12 protein-coding genes are annotated in these 14,225 nt (G+C 65.9%); 3 read left to right on the forward strand and 9 right to left on the reverse strand.

The features are described from left to right. Window positions 1-38: 38 nt before the first annotated feature. The 3 genes from ACOHX0_RS03750 to ACOHX0_RS03760 form a co-directional block, all read right to left on the reverse strand. Window positions 39-491: a PACE efflux transporter gene (locus tag ACOHX0_RS03750; protein ID WP_420675323.1), complete on the reverse strand. Its 453-nt coding sequence runs from the start codon at window positions 489-491 to the stop codon at window positions 39-41. Window positions 492-628: 137 nt separating this feature from the next. After that, window positions 629-1,639 (reverse strand): hypothetical protein, encoded by a 1,011-nt coding sequence (locus tag ACOHX0_RS03755; protein WP_420675324.1) that lies wholly within the window; start codon window positions 1,637-1,639, stop codon window positions 629-631. A 101-nt stretch (window positions 1,640-1,740) separates the two neighbouring features. Next, entirely contained in the window at window positions 1,741-3,375 is a 1,635-nt protein-coding gene (locus ACOHX0_RS03760; RefSeq protein WP_420675325.1) for an AMP-binding protein, read from the reverse strand. Between the two features lie 87 nt (window positions 3,376-3,462). Between ACOHX0_RS03760 and ACOHX0_RS03765 the strand changes: the two genes are divergently transcribed. From ACOHX0_RS03765 to ACOHX0_RS03775, 3 genes are all read left to right on the forward strand, one after another. Further along, window positions 3,463-4,377 (forward strand): DMT family transporter, encoded by a 915-nt coding sequence (locus ACOHX0_RS03765; RefSeq protein ID WP_420675326.1) that lies wholly within the window; start codon window positions 3,463-3,465, stop codon window positions 4,375-4,377. A gap of 187 nt (window positions 4,378-4,564) precedes the next feature. Then, window positions 4,565-5,215, forward strand: coding sequence for a sulfotransferase family 2 domain-containing protein (locus ACOHX0_RS03770; RefSeq protein WP_420675327.1), 651 nt, complete (start codon window positions 4,565-4,567; stop codon window positions 5,213-5,215). Window positions 5,216-5,299: 84 nt separating this feature from the next. Next, a complete protein-coding gene (locus tag ACOHX0_RS03775; RefSeq protein WP_420675328.1) occupies window positions 5,300-5,971 on the forward strand; it encodes a Hint domain-containing protein in 672 nt (223 codons plus the stop codon). 460 nt (window positions 5,972-6,431) lie between these two features. Here the strand turns inward: ACOHX0_RS03775 and ACOHX0_RS03780 are convergent, their stop codons facing one another. From ACOHX0_RS03780 to ACOHX0_RS03805, 6 genes are all read right to left on the reverse strand, one after another. Further along, window positions 6,432-8,633: a 3-hydroxyacyl-CoA dehydrogenase NAD-binding domain-containing protein gene (locus tag ACOHX0_RS03780; RefSeq protein WP_420675329.1), complete on the reverse strand. Its 2,202-nt coding sequence runs from the start codon at window positions 8,631-8,633 to the stop codon at window positions 6,432-6,434. A gap of 41 nt (window positions 8,634-8,674) precedes the next feature. Then, entirely contained in the window at window positions 8,675-9,886 is a 1,212-nt protein-coding gene (locus tag ACOHX0_RS03785; RefSeq protein WP_420675330.1) for an acetyl-CoA C-acetyltransferase, read from the reverse strand. Between the two features lie 10 nt (window positions 9,887-9,896). Continuing rightward, window positions 9,897-10,529, reverse strand: a complete 633-nt coding sequence (locus tag ACOHX0_RS03790; protein WP_420675331.1) for a glutathione S-transferase family protein — start codon at window positions 10,527-10,529, stop codon at window positions 9,897-9,899. A gap of 289 nt (window positions 10,530-10,818) precedes the next feature. Then, window positions 10,819-11,970 (reverse strand): acyl-CoA dehydrogenase family protein, encoded by a 1,152-nt coding sequence (locus tag ACOHX0_RS03795; protein ID WP_420675332.1) that lies wholly within the window; start codon window positions 11,968-11,970, stop codon window positions 10,819-10,821. A 70-nt stretch (window positions 11,971-12,040) separates the two neighbouring features. Beyond that, window positions 12,041-12,253: a hypothetical protein gene (locus ACOHX0_RS03800; protein WP_420675333.1), complete on the reverse strand. Its 213-nt coding sequence runs from the start codon at window positions 12,251-12,253 to the stop codon at window positions 12,041-12,043. Window positions 12,254-12,324: 71 nt separating this feature from the next. Next, window positions 12,325-14,106: an acyl-CoA dehydrogenase C-terminal domain-containing protein gene (locus tag ACOHX0_RS03805; RefSeq protein WP_420675334.1), complete on the reverse strand. Its 1,782-nt coding sequence runs from the start codon at window positions 14,104-14,106 to the stop codon at window positions 12,325-12,327. Between the last annotated feature and the right edge of the window lie 119 nt (window positions 14,107-14,225).

The raw sequence follows: 14,225 nt of genomic DNA on the forward strand, positions 1-14,225 counted from the left end.
CCGCGCGTCCCGGCTTTTCCTCTGTCCTAAGCCCGGCCTCAGCCCGCCTGCGCCACCGCCTCGGCGGGCCCGGAGGGCCGGGCGGGCGCCGGGAAGATCACATCGTAGGCCCAGTTGAAGCAAAAGGCGTAAACCAGGTAGAAGGCCGCGAACCCCGCATCCATCACGAAGGCCATGAACAGGCTGATCTCCAGATACCACGCCAGGAATGGCATCAGCACCAGCAGCAGCCCCAGCTCGAACAGCACCGCATGCAGAACCCTCAGGGGCACGCCGCGGTCGGTGCAGCCGCGCAAGGCGAGCAGCGCCTTGTCGAACAGCAGGTTGTAGAGAAAGTTCCAAAAAGTCGCGATCGTTGCGCAGACAAAGGCGGCCAGCCCCAGATGCGCGGCGGGCATGCCGGAAACCCAGGCGCCCAGCGGCGTGATGAGCAGAAGCCCGATGATTTCAAAGCTGACGGCATGGCGGATCCGGTCCCCGGCGCTGCGCATGGTATCTCCCCTTATCCCTCTTGGGGTGACCCGGGCCGTCCCGGCTGCTGTCCCGTCTTGGGGGAGGGCGTCCTCGCTTGCCGCCAAGATAGCCGGCGCCGCCGCGGTTTCAACCCCCGCCGCCGGTGGTCCGCCTCCTAGCCGCAGATGTTCTGCAACCGCACCCAATCGCGGTCGCTCAGCACCGGCTCCACTTCCTGGCCCGCCATCGGATCGCCCTCGATCAGCGGCAGCACGGTCTCTCCGGTGATGTCCAGCGCATAGGCATAAGGCGCGGACGGCAGCCCGGCGCGGGCGAACTCTGCCAGCAGCACTTGCGGCGGCACCACCGGGCGCGGGCTTGCCAGCATCGCTTCGGCATAGGCATCGAGCGTTGCGCGGTTCACATCGCCCGTGGTCAGAAGCCGGACCGGCGCCGCCAGCCCGCCCGCATCCAGAAGCGCCGCCATCGGATCGCCCTCCGCCGCGCGGGCGCGCTCGGCGAGGATCGCGCCGGCCGCCACCGCGGGGTCTTCGTAATCCTCCACGAAGCTGCGGTTCAGAAGCACGATGCCGCCCGGCAGGTGCAAGCTGCCCGGCACGCCCGAGCGCAGCACCGCCAGCCGCCGCACCCCGGTGCGCTGCGCCAGCTTCCTCAGGATCGGCGCGGCTTCCGGTGTGGCGCAGGCCGGGCCCGAGACCCGCTCGATCCGCTCCAGCAGCGCCCGGCCTACCGCCTTGCGCTTGATTTCCGGCACAACGCTCACCGCATGGCGGCTGACCGCGCCCGGCAGCCACAGGACCGCCAGCGCCAGGAACAGCGCCAGCATCCCCAGCCCGCTCAGCGCGCGCAGGCGGCCGGGCCGCGGCCGCGACCGGCCGATCGCGGCCTGCACCCGGGCAATTGCCTCCAGCATGGTGGTCTCGTCGGCACCGATCTCCAGCGTCTCGCCGGGGTCGCCATCGGGGTGGAAGAGGGCGGGGTATTCGCCCGGATTGGCCCTTTCCAGCGCCGCCAGCGACCAGTGCGCGAGCGGCCGGTCGTTCATGTCGGAAATCGTCAGCGTCGCATCCCCGACCGAGATGATCACATCCCGCCGCTGGGCCTCTGCGTCCGCGCGCCACAGGCCCGCTGCCTCCAGACGCTCGAATTCCTTCAATGCGGTCATGCTGACGGACTGCCCCCCGTTGTTCCTGTCGCCGCCGGATTAAACACAAGATCGGGGGGGCAGCAAACCGCTTTGCAGCGCGCTGCCGCTTTTGCCTTGCCTCAGCCCCTGAGGCCGCGGGCGATCTTGCGCAGCTCGAACTTCTGGATCTTGCCGGTGGAGGTCTTGGGCAGCTCCTGGAACAGCACCTCCTTGGGGGTCTTGAAGCCCGCCAGCGTTTCCCGCGCAAAGGCAATCAGCGCCGCCGCATCCGGCTCCGCCCCGGGTTTCAATTCGACAAAGGCGCAAGGAACCTCGCCCCATTTCTCGTCCGGCTTGGCCACCACCGCGGCGAGGTTCACGTCCGGATGCGCCATCAAGACGCCCTCCACCTCGACCGAGGAGATATTCTCCCCGCCCGAGATGATGATGTCCTTGGCCCGGTCCGCGATCTGGACATAGCCGTCCGGATGCTGCACCGCGATGTCGCCCGAGTTGAAATAGCCGCCCTTGAAGGCCTCGGCGGTGGCTTCCGGGTTCTTGTAATACCCCTTCATCACGGAATTGCCGCGCAGGACAATCTCGCCCTGGCTCTGCCCGTCCATCGGCAGGATGCTGAGGTCGCTGCCGCGTACCGCCACCGGCTCCATCATCGGCATCGCCACGCCCTGGCGCGCCTTGCGGGCGGCGATACTGGCGCGGTCCAGCCCGCCCCATTCCTTGTCCTTCCAGCAGCATTCGGTGACATGGCCAAAGGTCTCGGTCAGCCCGTAGACATGGGTGATGTTGAAGCCCAGATCCTCGATCTTGGACAGTGTCGCGGGCGCGGGCGGGGCGCCGGCGGTGAAGACCTCGACCGTGTGTTCGAAGGGCCGGCGTTCCACTTCCCTGGCGTTGACGATCATGTTCAGCACGATCGGCGCGCCGCCGAAATGGGTGACGCCTTCGTCGTGGATCGCGTTATAGATATTCGCTGCGGTGACGTCGCGGCAGCAGACCAGCGTGCCGCCGACCAGCGGCATCATCCAGGTGTGGTTCCAGCCGTTGCAGTGAAACAGCGGCACGATGGTGAGATAGACCGGGTGCAGCACCATCCGCCAGGACACCACCGTGCCCATCGTCATCAGGTAGGCGCCGCGGTGATGGTAGACCACGCCCTTGGGCCGCCCGGTGGTGCCGGAGGTATAGTTCAGCGCCAGGCTCTCCCACTCATCCTCGGGCATGATCCAGTCGAATTCCGGATCGCCTCCGGCCAGCAGCGTCTCGTATTCGGTGTATTTGCCGGACGCGGGCCAGCCAGCGTGACCGTCCGCCACCTCGATAATCTCCGGTGCCTGGCCGTCCATTTCCGCAACGGCGGCCTCGGCCAGCTCAAGGTATTGCGGGTCGGCCAGCAGCACCTTGGCGCCGCCATGATCGAGGATATAGGCCACGGTGCCCGTATCCAGCCGGGTGTTGATGGTGTTCAGCACCGCGCCGCAGGCGGGCACCCCGAAATGCGCCTCCGCCTGGGCGGGCAGGTTCGGCAGCAGCGTTGCCACGACATCGCCCGGGGCCACCCCCCGCGCCGCCAGCGCCGAAGCCAGCCGGCTGACGCGCCCATGATACTCGGCGTAGGTCTTGCGGTGGCTGCCGTAGATCACCGCAAGGTGATCCGGGAACACCAGGGCCGCGCGCCGCAGATGCGACAGCGGCGTGAGCGGCACGTAATTCGCGGCGGTCTTCTCCAGACCGGTCTCATCCGCCATCCAACCCATCGGATACCTCCCCTTGAATCACTCTATGTGTCGTTTTGAGGCTAGATATTGCGGAAAGTTGCGGGCAATGCAAAGGGCATGAAACAAATGATACTTTCCCGAGGGGCAGGGAGCAGCCAGGCCGCCGCGGCCCAGTCGATGCTTGCGGCGATGGCAATCATCGGCATGACCGACAATGCCGTGCCTTTGATGGCGGAACATATCGGGCTGGGGCAGTTCTACCTGCTGCGCACCCTGGTGGCGCTGCCCTTCCTGTGGCTGATGGCCCGGGCGGGCCTGGGCGGCATGGCGCCTGTCCGGCTGGGAGCGGTGACGCTGAGGGCGGTGCTGCTGGCGGTGTCGATGGTGTTCTATTTCTCCGCCGTCGCGCTGATGCCGATTGCCCAGGCGCTGGCCGGGCTGTTCACCTCGCCGATCATCATCGTGATCGTCTCGGTCCTGTTCCTGAATATGCGGATCGGGCTGGTGCGCATCTCGGCAGTGCTGGCGGGCTTTGCCGGGGTTCTGTTTGTGCTGCAGCCGGACCCCGGCGCTTTCGACTGGCTGATTCTTCTGCCGGTGGCGGGCGGGTTTTTCTATGCGCTCGGCTCGATCGCGACCGGGCGCCTGTGCCGGGGCGAAAGCACAGTGGCGATGCTGTTTGTCTACCTGCTGGCGCAGGGGCTTATAGGCGCGGCACTGCTCGCCGGACTCGAAATCTGGCCGCAGCCGGTGCCCGCGGGCGCTGACGGCTTCCTCACCCGCGGCTGGGCCTGGCCGCTCTGGGAGATTTCCCACCTGATCCTCTTGCAGGGCTTTGCCGCGGTGGGGGGCGTCTTCCTGATAACCAAGGCCTACCAGCTGGGCGAGGCGTCCTTTGTGGCGGTCTTCGAGTATTCGGTGATGATCGTCGGCCCGGCATTTGCCTGGATGGTCTTCGGTCAGGTTCTCGACGCCTGGCAGATTTTCGGCATTGCGCTCATCGTGCTGGCGGGGGCCACCATCGCCCTGCGCTCGGGCTGAGGGGGAGGGGCGCTGCCCCTCTTGGCCCCCTGGGGCCAATTCACCCCGGGGTATTTGGAGCCAGAAAGTGGCAGGGGGAAAAATCCAAGGAACCGCTTTCTGACGCGAAATACCCCCGCCGGAGGCCTGCGCCGCGAGGCGCATTTGCGGCATTTCCTATTGCGGTGCGATTGCCTAGGGTCGGGCCATGATCCTGTCGCCCGGACGCGGCTACGTTTTCATTCATATCCCCAAGACCGGCGGCACCGCGCTTGCGCTGGCGCTGGAAGCGCGCGCGATGGCGGATGACCTGATGCTGGGCGATACACCCAAAGCCAAAAAGCGCCGCCGCCGCCTGGCGGGGGCGAAAGCGCGGGGGCGGCTTTGGAAACACTCGGCGCTGGGTGACCTCGACGGGATTCGCAGCGAGGCGGAGCTGCGGGCGCTCTTTGCCTTCACCCTGGTGCGCAATCCGTGGGACCGGGTGGTCAGCTATTATCATTGGCTGCGCACGCAAAGCTTTGCCCATCCGGCCGTGGCGCAGGCGCGGGAGCTGGATTTCTCCGCCTTCGTGACGCATCCCCAGACGCAGGCCACGCTGCGCGCGAGCCCCGCCTCTTCCTACATGCGGCTGGCGAGCGGGGCAGTGCACTGCAGCCTCTACATCCGGCTCGAGCATTTCGCGCGCGACGCCCAGCCGCTGTTCGATCACCTCGGCTTTGCGCTGACCCTGCCGCACGCCAATGCCTCCGTGCGGCGCGCGGACTGGCGCAGCTACTACGATGCCGCCACCGCCCGCGCCGTGGCCGAGGCCTGCGCGCAGGACATCGAACAATTTGAATACTCTTTTAACGATTGAGCCTTATGCCTGTCGGAGACCGCGGCCCCTCGTGCGGGCCGCAGAGGACTTCCGCCCCCGGGGCGGCGCAGGAAAGGACGGGCGATGCTGGACTGGTTTTCGAAGCGCAAGGCGGGGCCGCTGGCGAGCGGCTTTCCGCTGGTGGCCGCGGGGCAGGGCGGTTTTCTGGAGGGCACGCTGGTTGCTTCCAGCTTCGGCTGGCGCCCGGTGGAGGCGCTGGCGCCCGGTGACCGGGTTCTGACCTTTGACCACGGCATGCAGCCCGTGCTGGAGGTCGAGCGCGAGGTGCTGGCCCTCGACGGTGAGGCAATGGACCCGGCGCGCTGCCCGCTCCTGGTGCCGCGCGATGCGCTGATGAACCGCAACCCGATGTGGATGATGCCCGATCAGGGCGTGCTCTTGGAGAGCGAGCTGGCGCAGGACGCGATGGGAGATCCCTTCGCGGTGGTGCCCGCCGCCGCGCTGGAGGGCTACCGCGGCATAGCCCGCATGCACCCGGGCCGCAGCCTGTCGCTGGCGGTGCCGCGGTTTGCCCAGGACCAGGTGATCTACCTGGAGGCGGGCGCCCTGGGCTTCACCGCCGCTCCGCGCAACCTGATGTGCGGCCGCGCCGTGCCGGAGCAGGGGCTCTACCGGCTCCTGCCACCGGAGGAAGCGCGCGGGCTGGTGCTTTCGCTGATCGACGAAGAGGCACAGTGGGCCGCCGGGCTGCCGCGCAACCAATTTGCCGAGGATACCCGGCCGCCGCTCAGCTGATGGGCGCAGGGGCCATGCACGGAAATCGGGACCGCTGGCCGGAAGGCCTGTCCGTCCCGTTCCGGGCCAGTTCGCCAGCAAAACCACCTCCCCGAAAAGTGGTCGTGGCCGCACCTGCGATGGCTGGCGCCATTTGGTGATTAGCTGGCCCGGGTATGAGAGTTCCCCGCGCGGAGCAAGGCTGAAGGCCGCCGCGCATCGCCGGCGCGCGCCCTCGCGGCGGCGATTTGGTTGAGGCTTGGTGCTCCCTCGACAGGGAGTACGGACTTTGCGGGAATAAACTGCCAGCCAAACCCGTCAGCATCGCCACCGCGGGCGCCGTCGACGCACGGCTTCACGCTTGCGGCGCCAGGGAGAGATTTGACCATACGGCGCCAACACGGTTTGCAAGCACCCCCCAATAAAAAAAACCGGCCGATGCGCGGGGCACCGGCCGGTTCATTCTTCACATCAGCAGGCCTCAGGCTGCCTCGGACTTCTCCGGCGCGAAGCGGGTGTAGAAGCTCTGCCCCTTCTCCGCCATCTCGCGCAGCAGCGCCGGGCAGGCGAAGCGCTCGCCGTGGGCCGCGGCCAGCGCATCGCAGCGCTCGGCCGCATAGGGCGTGCCGAGGATGTCGAGCCAGCTGAACGGGCCGCCGGACCAGGGCGCAAAACCCCAGGCCAGGATCGCGCCCACGTCGCCTTCGCGGATGTCTTCCAGCACGCCTTCCTCCAGCGCGCGCACCGCTTCCAGCACCTGCGCGAACATCAGCCGCTCCTGCACTTCGATCAGCGAGGGCTGCTGGACGGCATGCGGGTACCGCTCGGCCAGGCCGGTCCAGTAGCCGGTGCGCTTGCCCTTCTCGTCATAGTCGAAGAAGCCCGCGTTCGACTTGCGGCCCAGGCGGCCCTGCTCTTCCATCCAGAAGATTACGTCATCAGAGGGGCTTTCGGGGTAGGCATCGCCCATCGCCGCCTTGGTCGCCCGCGCAATCCGGGCGCCAAGATCGATCGAGGTCTCGTCGGTCAGCTGCACCGGACCCACCGGGAAGCCCAGCTGGCGCGCCGCATTGTCGATCAGCACCGGCGAGACGCCCTCGGCGATCATCCGCATCCCTTCGTTGATGTAGGGGATGATGCAGCGGTTGGCGTAGAAGAAGCGCGCGTCGTTGACGACGATCGGCGTCTTGCGGATCTGGCGCACGTAGTCCAGCGCCTTGGCGACGGCCCGGTCACCTGTTTCGCGGCCCTTGATGATCTCCACCAGGAACATCTTCTCGACCGGCGAGAAGAAGTGGATGCCGATGAACTGATCGGCGCGGCTCGATGCCTTGGCCAGTTCCGAGATCGGCAGGGTGGAGGTGTTGGAGGCGAAAATGCAGTCTTCGGGGATAATCGCCTCGACTTTCCGGGTCATCTCGGCTTTGACGCCCGGATCCTCGAACACGGCTTCGATAATCAAATCGCAGCCCTTCAGCGCGTCCAGATCGGCGGTGGCGGTGATCTGTGCCAGCAGCGCCTCTTTCTTCTCAGGCGTGGCCTTGCCGCGCTTGATGCCCTTGTCCATGTAGTCGGCGGAATAGGCCTTGCCCTTGTCGGCGGCTGCTTGGTCACGGTCGATCAAGACCACTTCCATGCCCGCCTGGGCGGAGACCAGCGCGATGCCGGCACCCATCATGCCAGCCCCCAGAACGCCGATCTTCTTGACCGACTGGTCGGCCACGTCCTTGGGCCGCACCGCGCCTTTCTCCAGCGCCTGCTTGTTGAGGAACAGCGAGCGGATCATCGCAGACGACGACGGGTTCATCAGCACGTTGGTGAACCAGCGCGCCTCGATCTTCAGGGCGGTGTCGAAATCGACCAGCGCGCCTTCGTAGATCGCCGACAGCAGCGCCTTGGCCGCCGGAAAGGCGCCTTGCGTCTTGCCGTTGATCATCGCCGAGGCACCAACGAAGGTCATGAATCCCGCCGGGTGATAGGGCGCGCCGCCGGGCATCTTGTAGCCCTTGGCGTCCCAGGGTTTGACCAGATCGGCGGGTTTGGCGTTCAGCACCCATTCCTTGGCCGCGGCCAGCGGATCGTCCGCAACCGCGTCGATCAGCTGCGCGCCCTTGGCCTTCTTCGGGTCCAGCATCTTGCCTTCCAGCAGCACCGGAGCCGCCGCCATCGCGCCGACCATGCGGGAATAGCGCGTGGTGCCGCCGCCGCCCGGGAAGATGCCGATCATGATCTCCGGCAGGCCGATCTTGGCCTTGGGGTTGCTGGTCATCACCCGGTGATGGCAGGCCAGCGCAATCTCGGTGCCGATGCCGGCACAGGTGCCGTTGATGGCACAGGCGACCGGCTTGCCGCCCTTTTTGGTCTTGGGATCCATGCCCGCAAGCTCCAGCTTGCGCAGGATGCGGTGGCCGCCCATGGTGAAGTCGAACAGGCCCTGGGCCGGGTTTTCGCCGGACTCCTCGCGGATCGTCGCCAGCGTGTTGAGGTCCATGCCGCCGGCAAAGTCCTTCTTGGCCGACGTGATCACGATGCCCTTCACGTTCTCGTCTTCCAGCGCCCGGTCCACGTATTCCTCCACCAGGCCAAAGGCCTCGCGGGTCAGCACGTTCATGGACTTGCCCGGCGCGTCCCAGGTGATGATGGCGACGCCGTCTGCGTCCACGTCATATTTGAAATCGGTCATTCTTCGTGTCTCCAACCCTGATCAGGTGAGGATTTTGGCGCTTACACGCGCTCGATGATGGTGGCGGCACCCATGCCGGACGCGATGCAGAGCGTGGCAAGGCCGCATTGCTTGTCCTGCCGCTCCAGCTCGTCCAGCAGCGTGCCGATGATGATCGCGCCGGTGGCACCCAGCGGGTGGCCCATGGCGATGGAGCCGCCGTTCACGTTCACCAGCTCCGGGTCGACGTCGAACGCCTGCTGGAAGCGCAGCACGACCGAGGCGAAGGCTTCGTTCACCTCGAACAGGTCGATGTCGCCGATGGTCATGCCGGTGTCGGCCAGGATCTTCTCGGTCACCGGCACCGGGCCGGTCAGCATGATGGTCGGATCGGTGCCGATCTTGGCGGTCGCCTTGATGCGCGCGCGCGGCTTCAGCCCGTGCTTTTCGCCGAACTCCTTGTTGCCGATTAGCAGCGCCGCGGCGCCGTCCACGATGCCCGAGGAGTTGCCTGCGTGGTGGATGTGGTTGATCCGCTCCAGGTGCGGATATTTCATCATCGCCACCTTGTCGAAGCCGGGCATTTGCTCTCCCATCATCTGGAAGGCGGGGTTCAGCGAGCCCAGCGTCTGCATGTCGGTGCCGGGGCGCATGTACTCGTCGTGATCCAGGATCGGCAGACCGTTCTGGTCGCGCACGGTGATCACCGATTTTTCGAACCGGTTTTCTTCCCAGGCCTTGGCGGCACGGCGCTGGCTCTCCATCGCCAGAGCGTCGGCCTGGTCGCGGCTGAAGCCATATTCGGTGGCGATGATATCGGCCGAGATGCCCTGCGGCACAAAATAGGTGTCCATCGCCAGGCTCGGATCAACCGCAATCGCGGCGCCGTCGCTGCCCATCGCGATGCGGCCCATCATCTCGACACCGCCCGCGATATAGGCACTGCCCGCGCCGCCCTTCACCTGGTTTGCCGCCAGGTTCACGGCTTCCATGCCGGAGGCACAGAAGCGGTTGATGGCCAGGCCGGGGATGCGCTCATCCAGATCGGAGGCCAGCACGGCAGAGCGCGCCAAGCAGCCGCCCTGTTCCATCACCTGGGTCACGTTGCCCCAGATCACGTCCTCGACGGCGTGGCCCTCCAGGCCGTTGCGCTCCTTCACCGCGTTCAGGGTGAGGGCGGAAAGGCGCACCGAGGTCACCTCGTGCAAGGATCCGTCCTTGCGGCCCTTGCCGCGCGGCGTGCGCAGGGCGTCATAAATATAAGCTTCGGTCATGTTGGTCTCCTCAAGTCCGGTCCGACGGTTTGCCGGGCATCAGGTCATAGGGGTGTTTCCAGCCCGGCAGCCCGCTGATGCGGTCAAGCCAGGCGTCGATATGGGGCCACTCGGCACGGTCAAAGCCGAACGGCTCGGGGTAGAAGAGGTAGCCGCAGCAGGTCAGGTCGGCGTTGCTGAGCGCATCGCCCACGATCCATTCGCGGCTCTCAAGATGGGTGTCTAGCGTCTTGTAGGCGGCGCGGAGGCGGGCCTGCATGAAGGCGATGACCTCCTGCGGGCGTTTCTCCTCAGGCAGGAAATGCATCAGGAATCGGGTCATGCCAGCCTGAGAGGACAATTTGTGGTTATCCCAGAGCACCCAGCGCAGAACCTCATATTTGTCCTCCGGGGCCCCTGCGAATTTGCCGGTCCGGTCGGTGATGTACTGCTGGATGGCGCCGGACTGCGACAGGCGCAGATCGTTGTCCACCAGCACCGGAGCCTCGGCCATCACGTTGAAATCGCGGTACTCCGGCGTGCGCGGCGCGCCGCCAAAGAAATCGACAAAAACCGGCTCCCAGTCGAGCCCGGAGAGTTCCAGCGCCAGCGCCGCCTTGTAGGAATGGCCGCTTTCGCCAAAGCAATGCAGTTTGATCGTCATCTGTTTATCCCTGTGGCTGGGGCAGGAGCGGGGGTTTCACACCCCCGCACCCCCGTGGAGTATTTGCGGCAAGATGACAGGGCTTCAGGCTTTGTTAAGGTTAATGGCGCCAAGATGGCAGCGCAGTACAGGCTGGAGAGCCGATGACTGCGCAAGGTGACACCCTGCCTCGATAAATCCGGCAGCCAAACGGTAAGGCGGGGCAGGGTGGAGCTTGCTCTGTCATCTTGCTCCCAATACTCCCGCCGGAGGCATCTCTGCCTTTCAGCCCGTATCGCCGATTCTCGTGTCACAATGCCCTCGCAATCAGCTCCTTCATAATTTCATTGGTGCCGCCATAGATCCGCTGCACGCGGGCGTCGGCCCACATCTCGCCCACCGCGTATTCCTGCATGTAGCCGTAGCCGCCAAAGAGCTGCAGGCATTCGTCCAGCACTTCGCCTTGGGTGTCGGTGATCCAGTATTTCGCCATCGCCGCCTTCTCGACGCTCAAGCGGCCCTCCAGATGCTCGGCGATGCATTCGTCGAGGAAGGCGCGTGCGACGCGGGTCTTGGTCAGGCATTCGGCCAGCTTGAAGCGGGTGTTCTGGAATTGGAGGATCGGCCCGCCGAAGGCCTCGCGTTCCTTGCAGTAGGCGATGGTGCGCTCTACCGCGCCTTCCATTGCGCCCACCGCGCCGCAGGCGATGATCAGCCGTTCCTGCGGGAGCTGCTGCATCATCTGGTAAAAGCCCTGGCCCTCGGCGCCGCCGAGGATGTTTTCCGGCGCCACCGCCACATTGTCGAAGAACAGCTCGGAAGTGTCCGCCGCATGGCAGCCGATCTTGTCGAGGTTGCGGCCGCGGCTGAAGCCTTCGGCGCCGTCGGTTTCCACCGCCACCAGCGACACGCCCTTGGAGCCCAGCGCCGGGTCGGTCTTGGCCGCCACCAGAATCAGGTTGGCGTGCTGGCCGTTGGTGATGAAGGTCTTCTGGCCCGACAGCCGGTAGCCGTTGCCGTCCTTCACCGCCTTGGTCTTGATCGCCTGCACGTCCGATCCGGTCGAGGGCTCGGTCATTGCCAGCGCCCCGACCAGCTCGCCCGTCACCATCTTGGGCAGCCAGCGGGCCTTTTGCTCTTCGGTGCCGTAGTTCAGCACATAATGTGCCACGATGCCGGAGTGGATGCCGTGGCCCCAGCTCGCCAGGTTGGCACGGCTGCCTTCCATCAGGATCACCGCCTCATGGCCGAAATCGCCGCCGGCGCCACCGTATTCTTCGGGCACCGAAGGGCACAAGAGGCCCAGCTCACCGGCTTGGCTCCAGGTTTCGCGGTCCATCATGCCCTGCTTGCGCCAGGTCTCGAACTTGGGCGCCCATTCCTTGGTGATGAACTGGGCGGTCATCCCGGCGAGCATCCGGTGCTCTTCCGTCATCCATTTCGGCGCTGCGTCGCTGCTCATCTCTCGTCTCCCCCTATCGGCGCGGCTGCTGCGCGCCCGTCTCATACTGTGGCCTGCCGGCCGTGCGCTCTCAGCGCTTGCGCGCCTCCAGTCCGGCGTTGAACTGGCGCAGCCGGTGGCTCAGGTTCTCAAAATCTGTCACGCTGTCGAAATGCTCGAACAGGAATGACAGCGCTTCGCCTTCGTCGAGCCCGGCCTCGCGGGCAAAGCGTTTGAGCCTGCGGTAGCCGTCTTCGGTCATGGCGACCGGCAGGCGGCGGGTCAGGCGGAAGCGTTTCGGCATGGATCCTCTCCTCACAAAGGCGCCGGCCGGGGCAGGGCGGGGCGCCCCCGCGTGGGGGACGCCCGCAAGGCTCAGAAGCGGTCAGCGTCCAGCGCCATCACCGTGTCCGCACCGCTTTCGATGCGGGCGAGGTGCAGCCTGGTCGCGGGCAGCCGCCGTGCCATGTAGTAGCGGCCGGTTGCCAGCTTTGTCTCATAGAACGCCGCGTCAGAGGACCCCGCGTCAAGTTTGTCCTGCGCGGCCTTGGCCATCTGCGCCCACATCAGGCCGAGGCAGACATGGCCGAACAGGTGCATGAAGTCGTTGGAGCCCGACAGCGCGTGGTTCGGGTTCTTCATGCCGTTCTGCATGAAATACATCGCCGCCGCCTGCAGGTCCTTCGAGGCTGCTTTCAGCGGCTCGATGAACTCTCTTGCGTAACCTTCGGAGATATCAGCGTTTTCCTTGCAGAAGTTCTTGACCAGCTCAAAGAAGGCCATCACGTGCTTGCCGCCGTCCTGACCCAGCTTGCGGCCGACCAGATCCAACGCCTGCACGCCGTTGGCGCCTTCGTAGATCATCGCGATGCGGGCGTCGCGGGTGTATTGCGACATGCCCCATTCCTCGATGTAGCCGTGGCCGCCATAGACCTGCTGCGCCTGCACGGTCATGTCGTAGCCCTGGTCGGTGAGGAAGCCCTTGATCACCGGGGTCAGCAGCGAGACCAGACCATCGGCATCCTTGTCGCCGGCGCGGTGCGCCTTGTCGATCATCATCGCGCCCCAGAGGAGGAAGGCCCGCGCGCCTTCGACGAAAGATTTCTGGTCCATCAGCGAGCGGCGGATGTCCGGGTGCACGATCAGCGGGTCGGCCGGGCCGTCGGGGTTCTTCGCGCCGGTCACGTCGCGGCCCTGCAGGCGGTCCTTGGCATAGGCCACAGCGTTCTCATAGGCCGCGGCGGCCTGGGCGAGGCCCTGCATGCCGACGCCGATGCGCGCCTCGTTCATCATCGTGAACATCGCGCGCATGCCCTTGTGCTCGGTCCCGAGCAGCCAGCCGGCAGCGCCGTCGTAGTCCAGCACGCAGGTGGAGTTGCCGTGGATGCCCATCTTCTCTTCGATCTTGCCGACCGAGACGCCGTTGCGCTCACCCAGGCTGCCGTCTTCCTTCACCAGGAACTTCGGCACGATGAACAGCGAAACACCCTTGATGCCCTCGGGGCCGCCGGGGATCTTGGCGAGCACCAGGTGGATGATGTTGTCCGCCATGTCGTGATCGCCGGAGGAGATGAAGATCTTCTGACCGGTGATCTTGTAGGACCCGTCGCCTTGCGGTTCCGCCTTGGTGCGCATCAGGCCCAGGTCGGTGCCGCAATGCGGCTCGGTCAGGTTCATGGTGCCGGTCCACTCGCAGGAGACCATCTTGGGCAGGTAGGTGTTCTTCTGCTCATCGGTGCCATGCGCCAGGATCGCCGAGGCGGCGCCGTGGGTCAGGCCCTGATACATGGTGAAGGCCTGGTTTGCGGCCGAGAACATCTCGCCCACCGCGGTGCCCATCACATAAGGCATGTTCTGGCCGCCGAATTCCTCCGGCATGTCCAGACCCGGCCAGCCGCCTTCCTTGACCTGCTCGAAAGCGGCCTTGAAGCCCGTGGGGGTGTAGACCACGCCGTTTTCCAGGCGGCAGCCCTCGCTGTCGCCCACGGTGTTCAGCGGGTGCAGCACTTCGCTTGCGATCTTGCCGGCCTCTTCCAGCACCGCGCCGGTGAATTCCGCCTCCAGCTCGTCATAGCCGGGAATGCCGGCGGCGGAGACGTTCAGCACGTCGTGCAGAACGAATTGGGTGTCTTTGGTGGGGGCGGTATATGCGGGCATCGCGGTCCTCGTCAGCTCTGTTGGGTCTGTATTGGCGCCGGGAAAACTGGCGCCTCTGCGTGTCGTGTTGCGGGCACGCCGAACGGTCCGGCGCGGGGCAGGGTCAATATTCCGGTCCG

Source organism: Cribrihabitans pelagius (assembly GCF_048820915.1).
In the GTDB taxonomy this organism is placed as follows: domain Bacteria; phylum Pseudomonadota; class Alphaproteobacteria; order Rhodobacterales; family Rhodobacteraceae; genus Cribrihabitans_A; species Cribrihabitans_A pelagius.